Genomic DNA, 22,358 nt, shown 5'->3' with positions numbered 1-22,358 from the left:
AACAGCCTGATATACCGACCGAGTACTCGGTCGGTGGTTCTGGTGTGCTCGACGGCATGGACATCGACAAGGCGATCGCCCGGCTCGACCTGGCTCGGAAGGTCCGGCTGCTGACCGGTTCCGCGCTGTTCGCGCTGCACTCGGAGCCGGAGATCGGGCTGGCGTCGCTGAAGCTGTCCGACGGTCCGACCGGTGTCCGCGGCGCCGAGCTCAGGGGCGGCACGATCGCGTGCGTGCTGCCGAACGCGACGTTGCTCGCCCAGCACTGGGACGTGGCGCTGGCGCGCGAGGTCGGCGAGGTGCTGGCGGACGAGGCGGCGGCACAACAGGTCCACGTCGTGCTCGGTCCGACGATCAACCTGCACCGCACCGCGCTCGGCGGCCGGCTGTTCGAGGCCTACAGCGAGGATCCGCTGCTGACCGGCGTGATCGCGGCCGCCTACGTGCGAGGCTTGCAGGACAAGGGGATCGCGGCGACACCGAAGCACTACGTGGCCAACGAGTCCGAGACCGAACGACGTACGGCGAGCATGGTGGTCGACGAGAAGACCTTGCGCGAGGTCTACCTGCTGCCGTTCGAGATCGTGGTCGAGGACTCCGCGCCGTGGGCGATCATGGCCGCGTACAACAACGTCAACGGCATCCCGGCGACCGAGCACACCGAACTGGTCGAGGGTGTGCTGAAGGGCGAGTGGGGGTTCGACGGGCTGGTCATGTCGGACTGGTTCGCCACGAAGTCCACCGCCGAGAGCGCGAACGGCGGCCTCGACCTGGCGATGCCCGGCCCCGGCGGACCGTGGGAGGACGAGCTGGTCGCCGCCGTGGAGGCGGGCGAGGTCGCGGAGTCGGTCATCGACGACCACCTGGCCCGGCTGCTGCTCCTCGCGTCCCGGACGGGAGCGTTCCCCGAGCGCGCCTGGCCGAAAGACCTGCCGGCCCCGGACAGCCCGGTACGTCGAGAGCAGCTGCGGCGGTTCGCGGCGGGCGGCATGACCGTGCTGAAGAACTCCGGAGTGCTCCCCCTCCAGCCCTCGAAGGTCGCCCTGATCGGCCGCCACGCGATCGACACGGTGGCGCAGGGCGGTGGTTCGGCGGGAGTGCGGCCGCCGCACGTCGTCAGCATCGCGGACGGCCTGACCTCGCAACCGGGCGCAGCGGTGTCCGTTGTGGACGGTGTGGAGGTCCGGCTCCGGTACGCCGCGCCCGGTCCCGGGGTGCTGACGAACATCCGCGCCACGACGTACGACGCGAACGACGAGGTGCTGGCGACCCGGGACATGGAGATCGCCGAACTGGCGGCGTACGGCGGCTGGGCGCAGGGCGCGGCGTCGATCGAGGTGTCCGGCGAGGTCGTGCTGGACGAGCCGACGCGGATGCTGATCGGCGTGCGCGGCTTCGGCGACTGGACGATCGACGTCGCCGGACGGCAGCACGCCACACTTCTGGCCTGGGCCAACGGCATCGTCGAAGAGGCCCTGCTCAAGCCGCCGCACTGGACGGCCGAGGTGCTGATGTCGCCGGGAGACCGGATCACGGCCCGCGTGCGCGAGGCCAGCGCACTGGTCGGCCTGATCACTCAGCCGGTCCCCCGCGCCCCCGCCGACGCGATCGGCGCCGCGGTGCGGGCCGCACGCGACGCCGACGTGGCGGTCGTGGTCGTCGGGCTCACCGAGGAACAGGAGACCGAGGGCTTCGACAAGACCACGCTCGCACTGCCAGGAGAGCAGGACGCACTGGTCGCGGCGGTGGCGGCGGCCGCGAAACGCACCGTCGTCGTGGTGAACGCCGCGACACCGGTGCTCATGCCGTGGCTCGCCCAGGTCGACGCCGTGCTGTGGGCGGGGCTGCCCGGCCAGGAGGCCGGTGACGCCGTCGCGGCCGCGTTGCTCGGCCACATCGAACCGGCCGGGCGCCTCGTGACGACGTTCCCGCGCGCCGATGCCGATGCGTTGAACCTGGTCCCCGTCGATGGTGAGCTGGTGTACGCCGAGGGGTCCGCCTTCGGTTACCGGGGTGCGAGCGAGCCGTTGTTCTGGTTCGGCCACGGCCTCGGGTACACGACCTGGGAGTACGGCGCCGCCACCCGGTCCTCGGCGGACGGTGTGGACGGCGTGGACGGCGTGGTCGGCACGGTGTCGGTCGAGGTCACCAACACCGGTGATCGGGCCGGCAAGGAGGTCGTCCAGGTCTACCTGCGGCCGCGAGACGAGACGGTCCGTCTCGTCGAGCCGTCGAGCAGCGAGGTCCCGGCACGCGAGACGACCCGTCTCGTCGGCTGGGCCACCGTCGAGGTCCCCGCGGGCGAGACCGCACGAGTCGAGGTGCGGTGCGACCCGAGGGCTCAACGAGCGTGGTCGGACGGCTGGCACCCGGTCACCGGTGACGTGGTGATCGCCCGCGGCCTCGGCGACATCCGCGTTACCCTGCCCGCTGATCAGGAGTGAGGTGACGCGGTGTCGGTCCCGCCGAGGTATCGGACCAGGTCGCGGGTGGACGTCTCCGGTGAGGAGTCCAGGGCCAAAGCGGTGGCCGTCGCGACGGAACTGTTCGCGCTGACGGGCTTCAAGGGCACGTCGGTCGCCGCCGTGGCAGCGAGGACCGGGCTGTCGCAGTCCGGTCTGCTGCACCACTTCCCCAGCAAGGCGGCGCTGCTGACGGCCGTGCTGGAGGAACGCGACCGCCAGGACGGCGACTTCCTGGCCGGAAGCGAGGGTCCTCCGCTGGGCTGGGCGGCGTTCGACGCGCTGGCCGCCCTCATCGCGCGCAACTCGGCCCGTCCCCATCTGGTCGGCCTGTTCGTGCGCCTGGCGGCCGAGGCCACCGAACCCGCCCATCCCGCGCACGCGTGGGTGCTCCAGCACTACAGCGGACTGCGGCGGTGGCTCACCGAAGCGGTGCGCACAGGCCAGGAACGAGGCGAGATCGCGGCGGAGGCGCCGGTGGACTCGGTGGTGCGCACGACGATCGCCGTGATCGACGGGTTGCAGCAGCAGTGGCTGCTCCAACCGGACGAGGTGTCGATGACGGCCGAGTTCGAGGTGTTCGCCCAGGTTCTGCGCGCCCGCTGGGGGCGCTGAGGTCGCAAGGTGGTGGCCCGGGAATCAGTCTGGGGGACCCGCCCGGGCCACCGGTCTTGCGAAAGGTGGCCGACGTGCGCGGTGACTTTTCACACGCCGGCCGGGTTCTGGGGGAACCAGATCCGGCAACTGCGCCGACCCCCACTCCCGGTGAGTTTCTCGGGCCTGCGGCGCAGGTACCGGATCTGGACACAAAGATGACAGGGGGCGTGCACAGATTTCGCCCAGGCCGTGCACAGACCGTCAGGAAGTGCGCGAGTATGGCTGTGCACCCAATGCCTGGATCATCGAGGAGCGATCAACCTGTGGAGTTCCTGCTGCTCGGCTCGCTGGCGGTACGGCGGACGGGCACTTTGCTGGAGCTGGGCGGACCCCGGCAGCGCGCGGTGCTCACCATGCTGTTGTTGCACGCCAACGAGGCGGTCAGCGTCGCACAGCTGACGGAGGCGGTGTGGGATTCACCGCCGGTGTCGCCGGAGTCGAACCTTCGCACCTACGTCGCCGGGCTGCGCAAGGTCCTCGGCGATCGGCTGATGACCCGTCCTGGCCACGGCTACCAGCTCCGCGTCGAGCCCGGCGAACTGGACCTCGACTCGTTCGACCAACTGGTGCGCGACGGCGAGACCGCGCTCTCGGACGGTGACACGGAAGCCGCGGCCGGCCTGTTCGGCCAGGCGCTGGCGAACTGGCACGGCATCCCGACGGCCGAGCTGAACGCGGGACCGTTGCTGCGCGCGGAGTTCACCCGCATCCAGGAGCGCAGGCTCACCGCTGTCGAGCGGTTCGCCAGGGCGTCGCTCGAACTCGGCCGGTTCGACGACGTGATCGACCGGCTGCGGCGGGAGTCGGCGCTGCACCCGTTGCGCGAGGAACTGTGGGCGCAGCTGATGCTGGCGCTGGACCGCTCCGGCCGCCGCGGCGAGGCACTGGAGGCGTACGCGACGGCCCGCAGGCACATGGTCGAGCAGGTCGGTGTCGAGCCGGGTGCGCGGTTGCGCCAGTTGCAGCAGGTGATCCTCGAAAGCCGGGTGCCCTCGCCCGCGGCTTTGAACGCGCATCGGCAGCTGCCGATGGACATCGCCGAGTTCACCGGGCGCGAGTCCGAGCTGCGCAAGCTGTGCGAACCGGGGCCGCAGACCACGGTCGTGATCTCCGCGATCGAGGGCATGGCCGGGGTCGGCAAGACGAAGCTGGCCGTCCGGGCGGCGCATCGGCTCGTTCAGCGTTATCCGGATGTGCAACTGTGGGCCGATCTGCACGGCTTCGACGCCGACGAGTTGCCCGCGGAGCCGTCCGCGGTGCTGGAGAGCTTCCTGCGGTTGCTGGGTGTGCCCGGCGCGCAGATCCCGGAGTCGCTGGAGGAACGGGCGGCGCTCTACCGCGACCGGCTGACGGGCACGCGCGCGTTGGTGCTGCTCGACAACGCCGCCGGCGAGGACCAGGTGCGGCCGTTGCTGCCCGGCAGTTCCACGTGCATGGTGCTGATCACCAGCCGCCGCACGCTGCTGCGGCTCGACGGCGCGAGGTCGGTCTTCCTCGACGTCTTCACGCCGGACGAGGCCCTGGCGTTGCTCGCCCGGATCGCCGGCGAGGACCGGGTGAAGGCCGATCGTGATGCCGCGCAACGGATCGCGGAGCTGTGCGGACATCTGCCCATCGCCGTCGCACTCGCCGCGAAACGCCTGGCCCGCCGTCCACAGTGGACGACGCAGGACCTGGTGGACCGGCTCGAACAGGGAGGCGGTCTCGGCACTCGGGGCGTGTTCGACCTCTCGTACCAGGCGTTGCCCGACAACCAGAGGCGTCTGTTTCGACTCCTCGGACTCCACCCCGGGGAGGACGTCACCCCCGACTCGGCCGCCGCGCTCGCCGGGCTGACCGCGTACGAGGCGGGCGACCTGCTGGAGACGTTGCTCGACGAACACCTGTTGCAGCAGCACACTCCTGGCCGTTACAGCCTGCACGACCTGCTGCGCGCGTACGCCGTGGAACAGGTCATGGCCGCCGAACCACCGCCGGCCCGCGCGCTGGCGCGGCGCCGGGTGCTCGACTGGTACGTGCAGACGTCGTGGCGCAGTGCGCAACGGCTCAACCCCCAGCGCAAGCTGGAGATCAGTCCCGCGGACCCGGCCGTGCACCCGCGTGAGTTCGCTGATCGGGACGCGGCCCTGCTGTGGTGCGACACCGAACGCGCGAACCTCGTCGCCGCGATCCGCGACGCCGCGGAGCACGACCTGCCGGAACAGTCCTGGAGCCTCGCTCAATGCCTGTGGGACTTCTTCAACCTGCGCAAGCACTGGGCGGACTGGATCGACACGCACGGTGTCGCGCTGGCCGCCGCACGATCGGTCGGTGACCGCAGCGCCGAGGGCAGGATGCTGATCACGCTGGGCATCGCGCTGCGCGAGGTCCGGCGGCACGACGAGTCGATCGAGTGCAACCGGCAGGCGCTCGCGATCTTCCGCGCGACCGGCGACAAGTCCCGGCAGGTTCCGGCGCTCAACAACCTCGGCATCGTCCACATGTCGCAGGGGCGGCCGGAGGACGCGCTGGCGTGTTACGAACAGTGCGCCGAGATCGCGCGTGAGCTGGGCGATCTGCACACGGAAGCCGTGACGCTCAACAACGTCGCCCTGCTGCACGCCGACGCGGGCCGGTTCGACGTGGCGCTGTCGCGGTACCTGCGGTCGCTGGAGATCCGCCAGGACATCAAGGACCCGTACAGCGAGGCGATCCTGCTCAACAACATCGGTGAGGTGTACCGGGGGCTGCTCGACTTCCCCGAGGCCGTGTCGTTCATCGACCGGGCGCTGGAGACGTTCCGGGCGATCGGCGACCTCTACGGGCAGGCCGAGTCGCTCGACAACCTCGGGCTGGCGCTGGACGGACTCGGTGACCGCCGCGGCGCCGAGAAGTGCTGGCTGGAGTCGGTGACGTTGTTCGAGGAACTGGGCGAGCCCAAGGCCGACGAGGTCCGTTCACGTCTCTGAACGTGCGATCAAGCAAAGCGCGATCCGTGCCGTATCGCGCTTCTTCAGCCTGTTTCGAACAGCCCACGGGCGAGTTCACAACAACTGAAGACGTGAGGACACGGCATGAAGGATCTCTCGTTCGACCCTGACGACCTCGAGCTCGGCGACCTGGCGGTCACCTCCCTGCGCGACTCGGTCGCCTTGCCGGAGTCCGGAGCTTCCGGTGGCGCCTCGTCGTGCTCGTGCGGCAGCTCGTCGTGCAGCAGCTGTACCCAGCCTCCCGTCCAGCAGGCATGAGCGATCGCGTGCAGGGAGAAACCGCGCCATACGCACTCGTGCGCCTGGCGGCCCTGCCGCACCCGGACGGCGCTGCGACGGCAGCGCCGTTCCGGCGGGCGGTGGAGGCGCTGGCGGCGGTCGAGGCCGCGCTGGTGGCGCTGACCGGCCCGGTGGCCGACCTGCTGCACGACAGCGCCGGCACGCACACCGACTCCTACCACCGCGCGGTCGTGCTGCCGTTGCGCCGCGACGTCCACAACGGACGGTCGCCCCGCCCCTCACTTCGCGCCGAGGCCGACGCTGTGGCGTCGCGCTTCCCGCAATTCGGCGAGTGGCTGTCCGCGATGGACCAGCGAACGGCGCTGTCCGCCGAGATCGACCAGCTCCTGCCGGACGCGCTGGCCGCCGAACGCGAGGTGCTCACGTCGTTGTGCGGCAATGAGTCCGTGCGGAAGGCGGCCGTGTTCAGCGGCCGGGACCTGTGGCAGGGACTCGCGCGCGCCGGTGCCGGGGACAAGCGCTCCCGCAAGGCCGAACCGACCGTGCTCCGCTACGCCCTGCGCGCGACGTCGAAGACCAGTCCCCTGTCCTGGTACGCGGCGGTCGGCTGGGCCACCTGGTCCCCCGACGCGCCCGCACCCGACTGGGGCACGCCGGTCGCCGTCACGCGCGTCAACCAGGTGTTGCTGTCGCGGCTGATCGCGGCCCTGCTCGCCGACCGCGCGCACCTCTTCGACCACCCGCACCGCCTCGCGCCCGACGTGCACCTCGACGGCGGCCGGATGACGTTCCGCCGCGACGTCCCCGCCCGCGGGCCGTTGCGCGCGTACGTCGGCATCCAGGAGGACGTGGAACTGGCGTCGAGCGCGCCGCTGCAGTTCCTGGTCGGCCTCACCGGCGCCAACCCGAAGGGCATCAGCCCCGCCGAACTCGCCAGCGCGCTCGCGACCCGGCTGCCCGACGGCGAGTCCGACCGCGCGCAGCACTACGTCGCGCTGCTGCTCGACATCAAGCTGCTCGTGCCGGTGCTGCCGGTCGACCCGCAGGATCCCGCGGCCTGCCCCTCTCTCGCCTCGTGGCTGCGCGACACCGGACGCGCCGACCTCGCCGACCGGGTCGTCTCGATCCACCGCGACACCCTGGCGTTCGCCGAGATCGACGCCGCGGGCAGGCCCGCCGCGCTCGCCGCCCTGTTCGCGGCGTGGGAGGAACTCGGCTCCGTCGTCGGCGTGGACCTGGGCGGCCTGACGCCGTTGAGCGAGGACGTCGTGCTGCCCCAACCGGTCCGGCTCGGCCGGGCGCACGGGTACGACGGCGTGCGGTCGCTGGCCGGGCTCACCCCGCTGCTCATGCTGTTCGACCGGCACCTCGCGATCCGGCGGCACTCGCGCGACCTGTTCGTCACGGCGTACGGTCGCGGCGCCACCGCCCGCCTCGCCGAGTGCGCGCCGGTGCTGCACGAGGCCATGTCCGGCGCGCCGACCGGTGGTCTCGGGGCGAGCAGGGCCCAGGTCGCCGATCTGATGCGGCACGGCGTGATCACCGACGAGGTGGTCTCCGCCGCCGCGGACCTGCTGCCCGCGTGGATGAAGACCCGGCCGGTCTCGTACTCGTTCTTCGCCCAACCGTCACCCGACGGCCTGGTGGTGAACCACATATACGACGGGTTCGGCCGCTTCCCCGGCCGGTTCCTCGACCTGCTGCCGCCCGAGGCCTACGCGACCGTCCGGGCCACTTTGGACGGTGTTTTCCCGCGCGGCTTCGCCGAGTACCGGCCGGTGCAGGGCTTCAACCCGAACCTGCACCCGCTGCTCGGACGCGCGGAGATCGGCGAGGACCCGCACTGGGCCGACTACACGCCCGACGCGCTGGAAGTGGTCCACGACCAGGAGAACGACGAGCTGCGGCTGCGACGCCGGGACAGCGGCGCCCTGCTGGACGTGCTGTACCTCGGCTACCTCATGCCGATCTCGCTGCCCGACCGCTCCGCCGCACTGCACGCCGACCTCTCCTGCGGAGCGGCCGATCTCTCGCCGCTGCAACCCGTCTCGTCCGTCGGCGACGTGCGGATCGCCGACCGGTTGCGCTACCGCGACGTCGTGCTCGGCCGACGGTACTGGGACTTCCCTTCGGCCGTGCTGGAAGAGGCGTTCTCGTCCGTGACCGGTGCGACCGCACTGCGCGCCCGGTACGGCGTGCCGGCAGAGCTGTTCGCCGGCATGGGCGGGGTCATCACCTCGCGCGAGGACTTCGAGGCACGCGTGAACGGTCCGAAGCCGCAGTACGCCGACCTCACCAACGCACTGCACCTGCGCTGCCTGCCGCGCCTGACGTCCCGCTACGGCGACCACGTCCGGCTCACCGAGGCGCTGCCCGTGCCGTCCGGGCAGGTGCTGGAGATCGTCGCGGAGACCTATCGGAGGGCCGGATGACCGACGTCGTCTGCTACTACCACGACCCGGTCAAGGCGCCGCTGCTGCGCGACGGCGTGCTGCCGGCACTGGCCGCCGCCGAGGCCGCGTTCCCCGACGTCGTGGGCCACGTCGAACGCCACTGGCGGCACGGCCCGCACGTCCGGGTCGTGCTGTCCGGCGCGTCCTCCTCCACGGCGGCGCTTCTGGTGGCCACGTTGCTCCGCTCCTACCTGGCCGCCCATCCGTCCACAGTGGAACTCCCGGACGCCGAACTCCTCGCCCACGCCGAGTCCGCGGCCGTCGCCGAGCTGCTGCTACCTCCGTTCACCCCGTTCCACCCCAACAACTCCGTGCGCATCGAGCCGACCGACGACACGCGTCTGAGCGCGCTCCTGTCCGAGGCACACATCGCCGTCCGCGCCGAGGGACTCCGCCTGGGCGTTCCGGCACTACACCACTCCTTCTCGGTGCCCCGCGCCACTCTCGCCCTGACAGCGATGGCCGTCCACGCCAGCCGCTACCCCGGCGGCCTGCAGTACGGCTACCACTCGTTCGTCTCGCACGTGGAGGACTTCCTGCTGGCCAGTGATCCGGACGGCAGCGTCCGGTCCACATTGGACTCGATATGGGCCGCAAACGCGTCCGCAGCTCACACCCTGGTCGAACGGGTGGCGCAGGGCCACCCCACCACCCACCTCGAAGCGGCCTGGCAGACCTGGACCATCGCCCTGCGCCTCACCGCCCAGGAACGCTACGACGCAGGCCTGCTCACCGCAGATCCCAACCCCCGCCACGGCGAACGTGCCTACGAGATCGGCGACGAGAGCGCGATCCGCCGCTACAACTACGGCGAACGCACGAAGTTCTCCGACTTCCACAACGCCATGTGGACTGTCGACCTCTCCGACCCCGCGATCGCGAGGGCGATGGCCGTCTACCGCGTCGGCACCAACGTCCTGTACCAGTTGCTGGCGATCTGCGACGTCACCCCGATGGAGCGCTACGCCGCGGCCCACCTCCTCGCCAACGCCGCGCAACAGGTCCTCGGCACCACCTGGGCCGAGCAGTTCGCCGCACTGCCGAAGGTCGGGTGACGCGCGTGCTCGTACGGCTGCGCCCGGTCGTCCAGGCCACCCGGACCGCCGACGGTCTGCACCTGCGCGGCTGGGCCTCGAGTTGCACGCTCACCGGCGGCTCCGGCCTGTGGAAGGTGTGGCAACGACTGGCACCGCAGTTGGAGGCGGGGATCCCGCGCGCCTCGCTGGAGGTTCCGGACGGGACAGCCGACGTGGTGCGCGCGGCGGTCGAGTTGATCCTGGAGCAGTTGTGGGAGCACGACATGCTGGTCGAGATGCCGTCGTGGGGTGCGGACGCGCCCGCTCCGGAGGTGGCGGCGTGGCTGGAGTCGGCCGCCGCGGAACCGGTGGAGGCGTGGCGGCGGTTGCGTGCGGCCACGGTCGTGGTGTCGGGGCGCGGGGTGCTGGAGGTCGCGGCTGTCCGGTCGGCGGAGGCGGTGGGGTTGGTGGTGCGGCGGCCCAGCGCTGAGGCGGAGGTGGTGGTGCAGCGGCCCAGCGCTGAGGCGGAGGTGGCGGTGCGGCGGCCCAGCGCTGGGGCGGAGCCGGTCGCGCCGGCGGTTCAGCCTCCGAGGAGTGCGCCGGAGACAACGTCTCCCTGCCAAAAGGACACGACCGCCCTGTCCCGCAACCGGGATCTCGTTGTCTCAGCAGACAACCGAGACCTCGTCCTCTCCTCAGGTGATCTCCTCGTCCTCGCAGGTTGCGGAGCTGAAGTCGGCTACGTACTCCCTCCCACCGCAGAACCCTTCACTTCATTCAACACTGAAGTCACTACGCGAACCGCCGCAAGAATCGGCCTCACCGGCGAGCCGTCCGAAGTCCTGGCCACGCTCATCGGTTCCGCGGCCGTCCACCGCCTCGTCTGCGCCGTCGCGGGTCTGCCCGACCCGGCCACCGACACCACCTACCCGATGGCCCTGGTAGCCCGCGCCACCCCGGTGAGCGCCACCTACCACCCACTCCTGCTGGGCGACCCGACGGCAGACCCGTGGCAAGCCCTCGACGCCCTCACCGACACCGAACTGGGCCCGGTCGACACCCCGCAGTTCGGCTCCCTCCTCCAGGTCCCGGCCAACCTCGCCATCTCGGGCGACGCCCTGGGCATCGGCACCACGGCCGACACCGCCCGCCTCAACGCCGCGCTGAACGCCCTCAAGTCCGACGGCGTGATCGGCATCGACGACACCCACGCCCGAGGCGCAGCACTGCGTCTGGCCGCGAGGCATCACCGGGGCGAACCGGCCGACGCACACGAGTGGACGAGCGACCCGACGGCTCACCGGTGGTGGAAGGCGCTCACCGCACGCTTCAACGTCCCGGCGGTGGTCCGGACCGAGCGTCTGGCCCAGGGCGTCTACCAGGCGGAGATCAGCAACGGCCGCAGCGTCCTCGCGTGGGCGGTCGAGGCGACGGCGGCCGACGCGGTGGCGTTCGCCGCGCTCGCCGCCACCGGGTACGCCCAGGCAGGCCGCACCGGCACCGCACACCTCAACGGCGCCCTCCCCCACCGGAGAACCGATCAGCCCGACTGGGTCACGAGACAATGGCACTGGCCCGCCGACGTGCGAGACCGCGAAGACCGGTTCCAGCAAGCGATCGCGAGGCTGCCGGGCGTCCGGGTCCGGCCGGTCGACCTCGACCCCGAACTCCGCGCCGCCGGCCTCAGGGCGTACCGATGATCCGCGAGGACGGCGGGCTCACCCTCATCGGCCCCACGACGAACGTCTGCGTCGGCTGCGCGGAGACCGCCCGGCTCGCCACGGCCAAGGCACCACCCAACGCGCAACTGAAAGGCCTGATCGCTCCAGCGTTCCAGCCCTTGGTGGCCGCGCTTGAGGACCAAGCGCACGACACCGTGATCGCGATCCGCACCGACCTGGGCCTGGTGTCCACCCACCGGATCAGGCCGGGCACCTGCTGCGCACCGGTCCCGGAACCCCACGAGGACACCAGCACCCCCAACGGAGAACTCCGCACACCGAACAAGAGCACAGCGGTGAAGGACGCCGTGGTCGACTTCCGGCACGGACCGGTCACCGCCCTGTACCGCACCGGAAACCTGCCGCTCGCCACCGTCACCGCCGAACTCGACTCCCACACCGCCGGCTACGGCCGCACCACGTCGTTCGAGCAGGCCGAACGCGTGGCCGTCTTCGAGGCGATCGAACGTCTCAACGGCATGCGCCCGCGTCACCCGGACCCGCGCGAAGCCTCGTTCGCCGAGCTGGGACCGGACCACGCCCTCGACCCGGAACGCCTGGGCCTCAACGACTTCGGCAACACCTACCACCCGGACCTGAGGATGCGCTGGGCGGAAGGCTGGTCGTACACCCGCGGAAAGCCGGTCCTGGTGCCGGAGCAGGTCGCGTACTGGGCCGCCCACACACCGCCGGAACAGCGGTTCGTCCACGAGACGTCGAACGGCTGCGGGCTCGGCAACAGCCTGACCGAGGCCGTGCTGCACGGCTTGTTCGAAGTCGCCGAGCGCGACGCGTTCCTGATGGCCTGGTACGCCCAGACACCGCTGACCAGGATCAAGCTCCCAGCGGACCCGTTGCTGCACCACCTCACCGACCGGCTCCAGGAACTCGGCTACGAACTGCTGTTCCTCGACGCCACCAACGATCTGGGCATCCCGGCCGTGCTGACCCTCGCCAGGACCACCAGAACCGGCCTGCCCCAGGCGTTCTTCGCCGCCGGCGCCAGTCCGGACCCGGTCAGGGCCCTGCGGTCCGCAGCGGTCGAGGTGGCCGTCGACGTCGAGGCCTACGCCGACCGCGCGAGAGAAAACCCCGGGAACTACCGCAGAGAACGCCTCCTGCGACTCCTCGACGACCCGGCGCAGGTCAGGAGCATGGACGACCACGTCGCGGTCAACACGCTGCCGGAGGCGAGGGAGCGGTACACGAACCTGGTCAGCGACAAGCCACCCCAGGTCCTCCCCGACCGGCGCACCCACACCGACCTGCGCGAGTTGCTCGACCGCTACACCCAGGAACTGAGCGCGAACGACCTGGAACTCATCGCGGTCGACCAGTCCGATCCGCACACGGTGAACACCCTCGGCGTGCACTCCGCCAAGGTCCTCGTGCCGGGCGCGCTGCCGATGACGTTCGGCCACCTGCACCGCCGGACCGGACTGCCCCGCCTGGACCTCCACGCCGGGCACCCCCACCCGTTCCCCTGAACCACCGTTGGAGCAGCTGTGACCTGGACCGGCCTGCACTGCAGGGTGAACTGGAACCGAGCGGACCTCGACACCTTCGTCGCCGAGACGCTCGCCCCCGTGATGGCGGGCCAGGAGTGGTACTTCCTGCGCTACTGGGAGACCGGCCCGCACCTGCGGGTGAGGATCAGGAACGCGCAGAACGTGGACAAGCTCGAAGTGCGACTGCGAGAACTCATCGCCGCCCAGGACTTCGAGTACGAGGAGGGCGACCCGGACTGGTTGCCGCACGGCGACGTCCGCGAGGTCGAGTACGTCCCGGAGACCGAACGGTACGGCGGTCCTGCCGCTCTGCCGATCGCCGAGGAGGTCTTCTGCCACAGCACAGAAGTGGCGGTCGCCGTGCTCAAGGCGACCCACACCGACAGCGCGAGACTCACCGCCGCGATCGACCTCACGATCGCCACGGCGAAGGCGCTCGACCTGAACCTGCCGCAGGCCGCGAGCTGGTTGCGCAGTCTCGGTTCCGGCTGGCGCAACGTCCAGGAGCAGGCGCCCGTTCCCACCATCGGCTCCCAGCACGCCGCCAACCAACTGCTCGCCAAACGCGGCCGCGACCTGGCCGCCCGCTGGCACCGCGAGCCACGCGGCGCGGTCGCCCACTGGCGCACCACGATCAACGAGGCCAAGCAGCACCTCGACGTCTGGCTGCCGTACGTCTGGGCCTCCCAGCTGCACATGCTGCTCAACCGCATGGGCATCACCCCCAACGAAGAGCGCATGATCTGCTGGACGACCGCGGCCGCCGCCATGTCCCCCAACGGCCTGACGGACTTCCACGACGACGGCGAGACCGCGCCGGACCGCCGTTACCTGGAGGCGAGCAAGTTCCTGCCGGGCTTCAACGACCAGCTCCCCCGCGAGAACGCACCGGCCAGACAGCAGTGGCCCGCCACCACCTCGCTACCCTCCACAGTGGACACCGACACGCTCAGGGCTCGCAGGACCAGCCGCGACCTCACCGGCGACCTGAACGCCGAACAGCTCGGCACCCTGCTGTGGAACTCGATGTCCCCCAGGGACGGCCGCTGGCCCTACCCCAGCGCCGGCGCGCAGTACTGCGCCAGGATCAGACTCATCGCGCTGAACGTCGACGGCCTGGCGAGAGGCCGGTACGAGGTCAACGAGGTCGAGCGCGCTCTCACCTGGTTCGGCGAGGCACCGCCGATAGAGGACCTGGAGGCGACCTCGATGTGGTTCGGTCCCGGCACGACCGAACTCTCCGGCACCCCTGCCGTCCTGGCCCTGTACATCCGGCTCGGCTCACTGCGGCAGACCTACGGACTGCGCGCGCTCCGGTTCGCGTTCACCGAGGCCGGGCACCTCGCCCAGAATCTCACGGTCACGGCGGCGAACCTGGGCATCCGCACCGGACTCGTCGGCGGGTTCTACGACGACATCGCCCACGACGTCATCGGGCTCGACGGCGTGGACGACGCTCTCGTCTACTTCCTGCCACTGGCCACCTAGTGCCGCGAGACACCCTGCTGAGCGTCGAAGACGCGGCGAAGGTTGCCGGTCGCGGCACTAGGTCAACTCGCCGCCCCACTCGACGGGCCGGCCGGACAGGTCCCACTCGAGCAGGTTGTCCTCATCGGTGCTCACGAGGAGTTCGTGAACGACCCTGGACATGGGACCGGGATGGTCGTGCCAGTCGTCCCTGTCGTTGTAGGCCACCCTCCACTGGTCCGGGTCATCCGAGTCGGTGACCCACCAGAACGAGCCACCGGAATCGTTCTGCCCCCACAGGAACAACCCGCCGGGTTCCGGGAACATCCGGTGGGGAACGCGGTCGAGATAGCCGTTGCCCTCGTCGCCGTAGATCTCCACCATCTCGGCGAGGTTGCGCCGGAAGAACTCGAGCTGCCCGGCGTTCGCCACAGGGCTCGGCACGTACACGCAACCGCCGCGAAACACACCGCCCGGGAACCGGTCCAGCAACGCCCGGTAGTCCGCCGGGAACCGCAGACCGAATTCCCGCTCCACCGACTCCCAGTCGAGCTCGGGCCGGAAGCCACCGGCATGGTGACCGACGAGACGGACGATCTCGTCCACGTACGACAACTGCTTCCCCAGACTCATGACGACCACGGTAGCGGGGAACCCCGACAAGATCAGATCTCCACCGAGTCCAGCAACTCCTCCACCGTCGGTTCGATCGCGGCCGCCGCCCGCGCGTCCCGGAACCGGCGCTCGATACCGAGATCCCGGCGAAAAGCCGCGTCCCCGCACACCTTCATCGCCAGGTCCGTCACCGCCACAGCGGCCTCGGTCGCGGTGACGGCGAGCAGCCGCACCCGATCACCGGAGCGCTCCGGATGCCACGTCACCGCCGACAGGGTGTCGTTGTACAGCACCCGGACCGCGTCGGTCCGCAACCGCATCCGCGCCAGGTCGGACCGGGTGCGCGGATCACCGCCACCGAGGTGCCCGACCGCCGCCGCCAGCGCGCCCTCCATCAGCCCCAGCGACACCGCGGCCCCCAGCACCATGAACCACGGGAACGCGAGTTCCTCCGACCACAGCCGGTTGGACGCCGGCACCCGCACGGGATCGGCCTCCACACAGGTGGCGACGGTCCCCCGCAGCCCCATCCCGGCGTGGTCGGCCGGCACCAGAAGTCCCGGCGCTTCGGCGGGAACGAGCCACAACGCCGAGCCGCACGACCAGACGTAGCTGTCCGCCTCGCCTGCCGCGATCACCCAGCTCTTGCGCGCCCGCACCTGCACGACGTCACCGTGGGCCGACATCTCGCCGGACGACCCGAACGCCGCCAGCGTCGACAGGTGCCGGCCCGCCGCGATCTCCGCCCGCAGCCGGTGCGGGCCGGAGCGGTCCAGCACGGCGGCCGCGGAGTAGTGCGACCGCAACACCGAAGCCGTTGCGGCGCACACCTTGGCGACCTCCTCGACCACGCGCCCGGCCGACCGGACGTCCTGGCCTCCCCCGCCGACCGTGCGGGAGATCGTCATGCCCAGCAGGCCGCGCGCGCCCAGGGCGTTCAGGGCGGCGCGCGGGAACCTGGAGTGCTGGTCGACGTCCGCCGCGTTCGGCGCCACCACGGTCTGCACGATGCGGAGCAGGTCCGCCCGGTACGTCACGTGGGTGGGTAGAGCGAGTAGGACGGGAAGTTGCCGTACGGGCGTTCGTCCGGCGGACCCTCGGTGACGGCGTGCACCAGCAACGAGCCTCCCACGAACGCGCCGCGCCAAGAGGCACCACGGCCACCGAACACCTCGTCCCGGTCACCTCGCGACCGGGGCTTGTTGATGCCGACCTTGAACGCCTGCACGTCCTCGCTCAGCCGTCGCGCGGTCGCTTCGTCGTCACACGCCAAGGACGCGACCAGGGCACCGTTCGAGGCGTTCATCGCGGCCAGCAGCTCGGCCTCGGTGTCGACCAGGACGATCGTGTCGACCGGCCCGAACGGTTCGGCGTGGTGCAGCACCGACGAGCGCGGCGGGTCGAGGATCGCCACCGGCGCCAGGTAGGCGGCCGTCTGCTGGCCCGGCAGGAACCGGCCCGAGTCCACCGAGCCGCGGTACAGCGGCACGCCACCGAGGCGCACGGCCTCCTGCACGACGTCGTCGAGCTCCTTGGCCTTCGCGTCGTTGATCAACGGCCCGAAGTCCAGCTCCGGCAGCTCGTCGCCGGGCGAGGCGACGGCGAGCGGGTGCCCGAACCTCACCTCGCGCACGGCGGGCAGGTAGACGCTGAGGAACTTGTCGAACAGCGACCGCTGCACGACGTACCGCGGATAGGCGGTGCAGCGCTGCTTGCCGTAGTCGAACGCCTTGCGGATCTGCGTGCCGAGCACGTCCCAGGAGTCGGTCTCCCAGACACCCCAGCAGTTCAGGCCTTCCTGCTCCAGGACGTGCCGGCGGTTCGAGTCGACCAGGCGCGTGGCGATGGAACTGCCGACGTCGCGACCGCCCACAAAGGACACACACCCCAGGAACGACGACCCGACCAGCACCGGCGCGAGCTCCGACCCGCTTCCGGACACGAGCGTCAACGGCAGCCCCGACCGCACCGCCAGCGCGGTCGCCAGCGTCAGGCAGCTCACGCCGCCGTCCGTCGGTGCCTTGGCGATGACGGCGTTGCCCGCCAGTGCCTGCACCAGCATCGCGTGCATCAGCACGCTCATCGGATAGTTCCAGGAGGCGATGTTGCTGACCGGGCCGGTCAGCGGCGCGCGGCCGGCCAGCATCGAGTCGATCTCCTCCACGTACCAGCGCACGCCCTCGATGCAGCGGTCGACGTCGGCCGTGGCGAGCCGCCACGGCTTGCCGATCTCCCACACCAGCAGCAACGACAGCAGGTCGCGGTGCTCGACCAACGCGTCCAGGGCCTCCGACACGCGGGCCTTGCGTTCCGCCAGGGGCACGTTGCCCCACTCGATGTGCTGGTCGACGGCCGCGACCACCGCCCGTCCCGCGACGTCGAAGTCGAGGAAGGGCGGGCCCGCGATGGTGGAGCCGTCGACCGGACTGGTGGCGGGCATCGGCTCGCCGGAACGGCTCCACTCGCCGCCGAAGTGGTTGAGCAGCCGGTCGTCGTGGAACGCTTCGGGTGCGGCCTTCACGCACTGCGAGTACACGTCGTGCCACGACGTGCCGGGCTTGAGGATCAACGACATCTCCAGCGCCCTTCCCTGTCGATCAGCGGTTCTGCACGTGCTGCCAGCCGAAGCGGCCCTTGATGCAGAGGTTTCCGTGCGTGACCGTGCTCTCGTGCGGCGAAGTGACCTTCACGATCTCGTTGTCCTGCACGTGCAGGGTGAGGTTGCACCCGACACCGCAGAACGTGCAGATGGTCGTGGTCTGCGTCTGGGCCTCTTCGTCCCAGGTGCCGTCCTCGCGCTTGTCGTGCTCGCGCTTGAAGCTCAGCGCACCCGTCGGACAGACCTCGATGCAGTTGCCGCAGTAGACGCAAGCGCTTTCGGGCAACGGCGTGGAGAACTCCGTGGAGATCCGCGAGTCGAAACCGCGTCCGGCCACCGAGATCGCGAACGTGTTCTGCCACTGGTCACCGCACGCGTCGACGCACTTGTAACACATGATGCACTTGCTCAGATCGCGGACGTACAGCGGATTGTCCACTTTGGCCGGTTGCCGCACGGTCGCGGCGGTCTGACCGTCCGGTTCCTCGTGTTCACCGGGACGGCGGTCGTCCCGGTCGGTCGACGGCGGTGCCGGCGGGCCGAAGCGGGAGGGGTCGGCACCGCACGCGGACATCCACTCGTCCACGTGCGGCGTGGTGGAGAGGTCCGTGGCGGACCCGAGAAGTTCCAGTACGAGCTTGCGACTGTGGTTCGTGCGCTCGGAGTCCGTCTTCACGACCATGCCCGGCTCGACCTTGCGCGAGCACGACGGCACGAGCGTCCGTGATCCCTCGACCTCTACCATGCAGACGCGGCAAGCGTTTGCGGGCTTCAGCGTGTCGCCGTAGCACAGCGTGGGGATGGATTTCCCTTGTGCCGTACAGGCGTCCAGGATCGTGGCGCCTTCCGGCACGCGCACGGACTCGCCGTCCAGCGTCATCTCGACCAGTCGCTTCGGCAGGCCGATCTCGACGATCGTCACGATGCCGCCTCCTCCGCGTAACCGAGCCGGTACAGGGCTGATTCGATGGCGTTCCAGGCGGTCTGCCCCAGACCGCAGATGGACGAGTCGCGCATGACCTGCCCGACCTCCTTCAACAGCTGGAGGTCTTCGGCCGACGTGCTCAACGGGCGCTTGCCCACCAGGCGGGCCATCGCCTCCTCCTGGCGCACGGTGCCGATCCGGCACGGCACGCACTGCCCGCACGACTCGTCGCGGAAGAACGCGGCGATGCGCAACAGGAACGCGCCCAGGTCGGCCGTGTCGTCGATCACCAGCACCACGCCGGAACCGAGCGTCGTGTTCGCGGCGCGCGCGTCCTCCATGGTGAGCGGCAGGTCGAGCTCGTCCGGGCGGACGAACCCGCCTGCCGCCCCGCCGAGCAGTACCGCTCGCAGCTCCCGGCCTGGAGGCACGCCACCCGCCAGGTCGAGGAGTTCCCCGAGCGTGGTGCCGAACGGCACCTCGTACACGCCCGGACGACTGACGTTGCCAGACAGGCAGAAGAGCTTCGGGCCGGTGGAACCGGAGGTGCCGACGCGGGCGTAGGCCTCGCACCCCTCCGTGAGGATCACCGGCACGTTGACCAGCGTCTCCACGTTGTTGACCACCGTCGGTTTGCCGAAGAGCCCCGACTCCACCGGGAACGGCGGTTTCGAGCGGGGCTCACCGCGGAAGCCCTCGATCGAGTTGAAGATCGCCGTCTCCTCGCCGCAGATGTAGGCACCCGCGCCGCGCCGGATCTCGATCTCGAACGAGAAACCCTCGTGACCCATGATGTCGTCACCCAGGAAGTTCCGTTCGCGAGCACGGGCGATCGCGTTGCGCAGCAGGTGCAACGCCCTCGGGTACTCGCCGCGCAGGTAGAGGTAGCCGCGCGAGCAACCGGCCGCGAACCCGGCGATCGTCATCGACTCGATCACCGCGTACGGGTCGCCCTCCATCAGCAGGCGGTCCTTGAACGTGCCGGGCTCGCTCTCGTCCGCGTTGCACACCAGGTAATGCGGCCGAACGGGCTGGCGGGCGGCCGCGTCCCACTTGCGTCCCGTCGGGAACGCCGCACCGCCGCGGCCCATCAACTTGGCGTCGGTGACCTCGCGGATCACCCCGGACGGTCCCAGTCGCAGGGCCGTCCGCAACGCCGAGTAGCCGCCCGTCGCCCGGTAGTCGTCGAGCGACTCCGGATCGACGACACCAACCCGTTTCAACAGCCGCAGACCAGTGCCACCGGCCTGCGGCACCTCCGCGCGCCCACCGTCCACATGAGAGGGACCGGCGGCCGCCACCGCGATCACCTCGTCAGCGCTGGTGGGTGCGAGGAGCTGCTCGGTCGCCACCTCCCCCGCCTCGAACGCGAGCGCGACCGGAGCCTTCTCGCACACCCCGAGACACGGGCTGCGCAGCCACCCGCTCCTCGCGCCGGCCGGGCCCAGTTCGCTGGTCAGCCTGTCGCACAACGACTTCGCGCCGTTGACCTGGCAGGCCAGGTCGACGCAGACGTGCACGACCTTCGCCGGCCGTTCGGAGAGGGAGAACAGCGAGTAGAAGCTCGCCACCCCGTACGCCTCGGCCGGAGGGACGTGCAGGACGCGGCAGATGTGGTTCAGCGCGCCCTGGCTGATCCAGCCGACCCTGTCGTTGACCGCGTGCAGGGCGGGCAGCAGCTGGTCCCGCCCCATCCCCGCGAACAGGTCGACGACGACGCGTTCGGCCTCGGACGGCTCGACGTCGAGCAGTTTGAGATCCACTCAGCCCACCTTCACCGGAAGCTTCTCGATGCGGATTGCCGCGGCCTTGTACTCCGCCGTTCCCGCGATCGGGCAGGTCGCCTCGATCGTGAGCACGTTGACGTCGATCTCGTCAGGGAAGTGGAACGTCATGAACACCAGACCCGGTGTCAGTCCGCCGTCGATCCGCACCGGCGCCTGGATCTGCCCGCGCCTGCTCGTGATCTGGACTTCCTCTCCCGCGGCGACCCCGAGCGTCTCGGCGTCCTGCGGGCACAGGTCGAGCGTCTCGCCGATGCGCAGCGGTGACTCGAACCCGGCCGACTGCACCCCGGTGTTGTAGGAGTCGAGCCGCCTTCCGGTGGTGAGCCGGAACGGGAACTCCTCCGTCAGTTCGTCGACGGGCGGGCTGTGCGGCACCGGCGAGAACGTCGCGGGCATGCCGCGCTTGACCGGGTCCTCCTCCCACAACCTGCCGTGCAGGAAGCTGGGTTCGAGGGAGTCCTCGCTCGGGCACGGCCACTGGATGCCGCCGAGCGCCTCCAACCGGTCGTAGGTCATGCCGGTGTGGATCGGCGACAGACTGCGCAGCTCGTCCCACACGTCCTGGCCGGTCTTGTGCTGCCAGTCCGCGCCGAGCCGCGTCGCGATCTCACCCATGATCTCGATGTCGTCGCGTGCGCCCTCGGGTGGTGTCAACGCCTTCCGGACGCGCTGCACCCGGCGCTCGCTGTTCGTGAACGTCCCGTCGGTCTCGCACCAGGCCGCGGCGGCGGGCAGCACGACGTGGGCGAGCTGCGCGGTCTTGGTGAGGAAGATGTCCTGCACCACGACGTGGTCCAGATTGGACAGTCGCTTGATCGTGTGCTCGCAGTCCGCCTCGGACTGCACCGGGTTCTCGCCGATGATGTACACGGTGGTCATGTCACCGCGTTCCATCGCCTCGAGCATCTGGGTGAGGTTCCAGCCCTTGGCGGCCTTGAAGTTCGAGCCCCACGCGTCGTTGAACTTCTTGGCGACACCGGGGTCGGTGATGTCCTGGAACCCGGGCAGCCGGTCGGGGATGGCGCCCATGTCGCCGCCGCCCTGCACGTTGTTCTGCCCGCGCAACGGGTTGAGCCCCGCGCCGTACCGCCCGACCTGACCGGTCAGCAGCGACAGGTTGATGAGGCTCAGCACGTTGTTCGTGCCGTTGTGGTGCTCGGTGATGCCGAGCGTCCAGCTGAGCTGACCGCGATCCGCCTTGGCGTAGGCGTGCGCGAGCTCGCGGATCAACTCGGCCGGCACACCGGTCTCCAGTTCGGCGACCGGCAACGTCCACGGCTCGACGGCCTTCACGAACTCCTGGAAGCCCTCGGTGGCCCGCTCGACGAACGACATGTTCGTCAGGTTCGAGGCGATGATCTCCCGCGCGATGGCGTGCGCCAGCGGGATGTCCGTGCCGACCTTGAGCCGCAACCACTTGTGCGCCCACTTGCCGGTGCTGGTCAGCCGAGGGTCGACCACGTACAGCTTCGCGCCCTTGTTGACCGCCTTCAGCACGTGCTGGAAGAAGATCGGGTGCGCCTCCCGCGCGTTCGACCCCCACAGGACGATCAGGTCGGCGTCCTCGATCTCCTGGTAGGAGGAGGTGCCGCCACCACTGCCGAACACCTTGGCCAGCCCGGCCACGCTCGGCGCGTGACAGGTGCGGTTGCAGCTGTCGACGTTGTTCGTCCCGATCACGGCCCTGGTGAACTTCTGGGCCATGTAGTTCATCTCGTTGGTGGCCCGCGCACAGGAGAACATGCCGAACGCGTCCGGGCCCCCGTTCGCGACGTTCCTGCGGAAGCCCTCTGCGGCCTTGTCCAGCGCCTCTTCCCAGGTGGCCGGACGCAGGACTCCCGCGTCGCGCACCAGTGGCTGGGTCAGCCGCACGTAGGGCTCGGTCTTCTTCCGCCTGCTCATCGTCTGCACCTCCTCCGTACATACTGTATGCAATCTG

15 protein-coding genes are annotated in these 22,358 nt (G+C 70.3%); 9 read left to right on the top strand and 6 right to left on the bottom strand.

Going from position 1 to position 22,358, the window contains the following annotated elements; all coding sequences use genetic code 11:
- Positions 1 to 56: 56 nt before the first annotated feature.
- The 9 genes from PV646_RS29500 to PV646_RS29460 all read left to right on the top strand — a co-directional run bounded on the left by PV646_RS29500 (position 57) and on the right by PV646_RS29460 (position 14,514).
- Positions 57 to 2,444, top strand: coding sequence for a glycoside hydrolase family 3 protein (locus PV646_RS29500; protein WP_500345550.1), 2,388 nt, complete (start codon positions 57 to 59; stop codon positions 2,442 to 2,444).
- A gap of 9 nt (positions 2,445 to 2,453) precedes the next feature.
- Complete coding sequence (locus PV646_RS29495; protein ID WP_500345549.1) at positions 2,454 to 3,077, top strand: TetR/AcrR family transcriptional regulator; 624 nt, start codon at positions 2,454 to 2,456, stop codon at positions 3,075 to 3,077.
- A 305-nt stretch (positions 3,078 to 3,382) separates the two neighbouring features.
- Positions 3,383 to 6,067: an AfsR/SARP family transcriptional regulator gene (locus tag PV646_RS29490; protein WP_500345548.1), complete on the top strand. Its 2,685-nt coding sequence runs from the start codon at positions 3,383 to 3,385 to the stop codon at positions 6,065 to 6,067.
- 105 nt (positions 6,068 to 6,172) lie between these two features.
- On the top strand, positions 6,173 to 6,346 hold the full coding sequence (locus tag PV646_RS29485; RefSeq protein WP_189157712.1) for a thiazolylpeptide-type bacteriocin: 174 nt from the start codon (positions 6,173 to 6,175) through the stop codon (positions 6,344 to 6,346).
- Positions 6,343 to 8,760, top strand: a complete 2,418-nt coding sequence (locus PV646_RS29480; protein ID WP_500345547.1) for a lantibiotic dehydratase — start codon at positions 6,343 to 6,345, stop codon at positions 8,758 to 8,760. The genes PV646_RS29485 and PV646_RS29480 overlap by 4 nt, the downstream gene beginning before the upstream one ends.
- Complete coding sequence (locus PV646_RS29475) at positions 8,757 to 9,836, top strand: hypothetical protein (protein ID WP_500345546.1); 1,080 nt, start codon at positions 8,757 to 8,759, stop codon at positions 9,834 to 9,836. The genes PV646_RS29480 and PV646_RS29475 overlap by 4 nt, the downstream gene beginning before the upstream one ends.
- A 5-nt stretch (positions 9,837 to 9,841) precedes the next feature.
- Entirely contained in the window at positions 9,842 to 11,497 is a 1,656-nt protein-coding gene (locus PV646_RS29470; protein ID WP_500345545.1) for a hypothetical protein, read from the top strand.
- On the top strand, positions 11,494 to 13,005 hold the full coding sequence (locus PV646_RS29465; protein WP_500345544.1) for a YcaO-like family protein: 1,512 nt from the start codon (positions 11,494 to 11,496) through the stop codon (positions 13,003 to 13,005). The genes PV646_RS29470 and PV646_RS29465 overlap by 4 nt, the downstream gene beginning before the upstream one ends.
- Positions 13,006 to 13,023: 18 nt before the next feature.
- Positions 13,024 to 14,514, top strand: a complete 1,491-nt coding sequence (locus tag PV646_RS29460) for a thiopeptide-type bacteriocin biosynthesis protein (RefSeq protein WP_500345543.1) — start codon at positions 13,024 to 13,026, stop codon at positions 14,512 to 14,514.
- 57 nt (positions 14,515 to 14,571) lie between these two features.
- Here PV646_RS29460 and PV646_RS29455 read toward each other — a convergent pair whose 3' ends face one another.
- Genes PV646_RS29455 through PV646_RS29430 form a run of 6 tightly spaced genes read right to left on the bottom strand, consistent with a single transcriptional unit; the run spans position 14,572 to position 22,321 of the window.
- Positions 14,572 to 15,126 carry an SMI1/KNR4 family protein gene (locus PV646_RS29455; RefSeq protein WP_500345542.1) on the bottom strand — a complete coding sequence of 185 codons (555 nt, stop codon included), beginning with the start codon at positions 15,124 to 15,126 and terminating at the stop codon, positions 14,572 to 14,574.
- Between the two features lie 32 nt (positions 15,127 to 15,158).
- Positions 15,159 to 16,145, bottom strand: coding sequence for an acyl-CoA dehydrogenase family protein (locus PV646_RS29450; RefSeq protein WP_500345541.1), 987 nt, complete (start codon positions 16,143 to 16,145; stop codon positions 15,159 to 15,161).
- Positions 16,142 to 17,683, bottom strand: a complete 1,542-nt coding sequence (locus PV646_RS29445) for an aldehyde dehydrogenase family protein (RefSeq protein ID WP_500345540.1) — start codon at positions 17,681 to 17,683, stop codon at positions 16,142 to 16,144. The genes PV646_RS29450 and PV646_RS29445 overlap by 4 nt, the downstream gene beginning before the upstream one ends.
- Positions 17,684 to 17,705: 22 nt before the next feature.
- Positions 17,706 to 18,629, bottom strand: a complete 924-nt coding sequence (locus PV646_RS29440) for a 2Fe-2S iron-sulfur cluster-binding protein (RefSeq protein ID WP_500345539.1) — start codon at positions 18,627 to 18,629, stop codon at positions 17,706 to 17,708.
- On the bottom strand, positions 18,626 to 20,395 hold the full coding sequence (locus PV646_RS29435) for an NAD(P)H-dependent oxidoreductase subunit E (protein WP_500345538.1): 1,770 nt from the start codon (positions 20,393 to 20,395) through the stop codon (positions 18,626 to 18,628). Before PV646_RS29435 ends, PV646_RS29440 begins: the two co-directional genes overlap by 4 nt.
- Entirely contained in the window at positions 20,396 to 22,321 is a 1,926-nt protein-coding gene (locus PV646_RS29430) for a molybdopterin oxidoreductase family protein (protein WP_500345537.1), read from the bottom strand.
- Positions 22,322 to 22,358: the final 37 nt, after the last annotated feature.

The sequence above is a fragment of the Streptomyces sp. ID05-26A genome (assembly GCF_033794685.1).
Lineage (GTDB): Bacteria > Actinomycetota > Actinomycetes > Mycobacteriales > Pseudonocardiaceae > Lentzea.
The sequence above is the reverse complement of the archived record's forward strand: the minus strand, read 5'-3'. Positions and strand labels throughout refer to the sequence as shown.

Bases quoted from the DNA above. Each gene is read 5' to 3' on its own strand.
- PV646_RS29480 (WP_500345547.1), top strand. From the start codon at position 6,343: ATGAGCGATCGCGTGCAGGGAGAAACCGCGCCATACGCACTCGTGCGC.
- PV646_RS29445 (WP_500345540.1), bottom strand. From the start codon at position 17,683: ATGTCGTTGATCCTCAAGCCCGGCACGTCGTGGCACGACGTGTACTCG.
- PV646_RS29485 (WP_189157712.1), top strand. From the start codon at position 6,173: ATGAAGGATCTCTCGTTCGACCCTGACGACCTCGAGCTCGGCGACCTG.
- PV646_RS29430 (WP_500345537.1), bottom strand. From the start codon at position 22,321: ATGAGCAGGCGGAAGAAGACCGAGCCCTACGTGCGGCTGACCCAGCCA.
- PV646_RS29500 (WP_500345550.1), top strand. From the start codon at position 57: ATGGACATCGACAAGGCGATCGCCCGGCTCGACCTGGCTCGGAAGGTC.
- PV646_RS29455 (WP_500345542.1), bottom strand. From the start codon at position 15,126: ATGAGTCTGGGGAAGCAGTTGTCGTACGTGGACGAGATCGTCCGTCTC.
- PV646_RS29465 (WP_500345544.1), top strand. From the start codon at position 11,494: ATGATCCGCGAGGACGGCGGGCTCACCCTCATCGGCCCCACGACGAAC.
- PV646_RS29475 (WP_500345546.1), top strand. From the start codon at position 8,757: ATGACCGACGTCGTCTGCTACTACCACGACCCGGTCAAGGCGCCGCTG.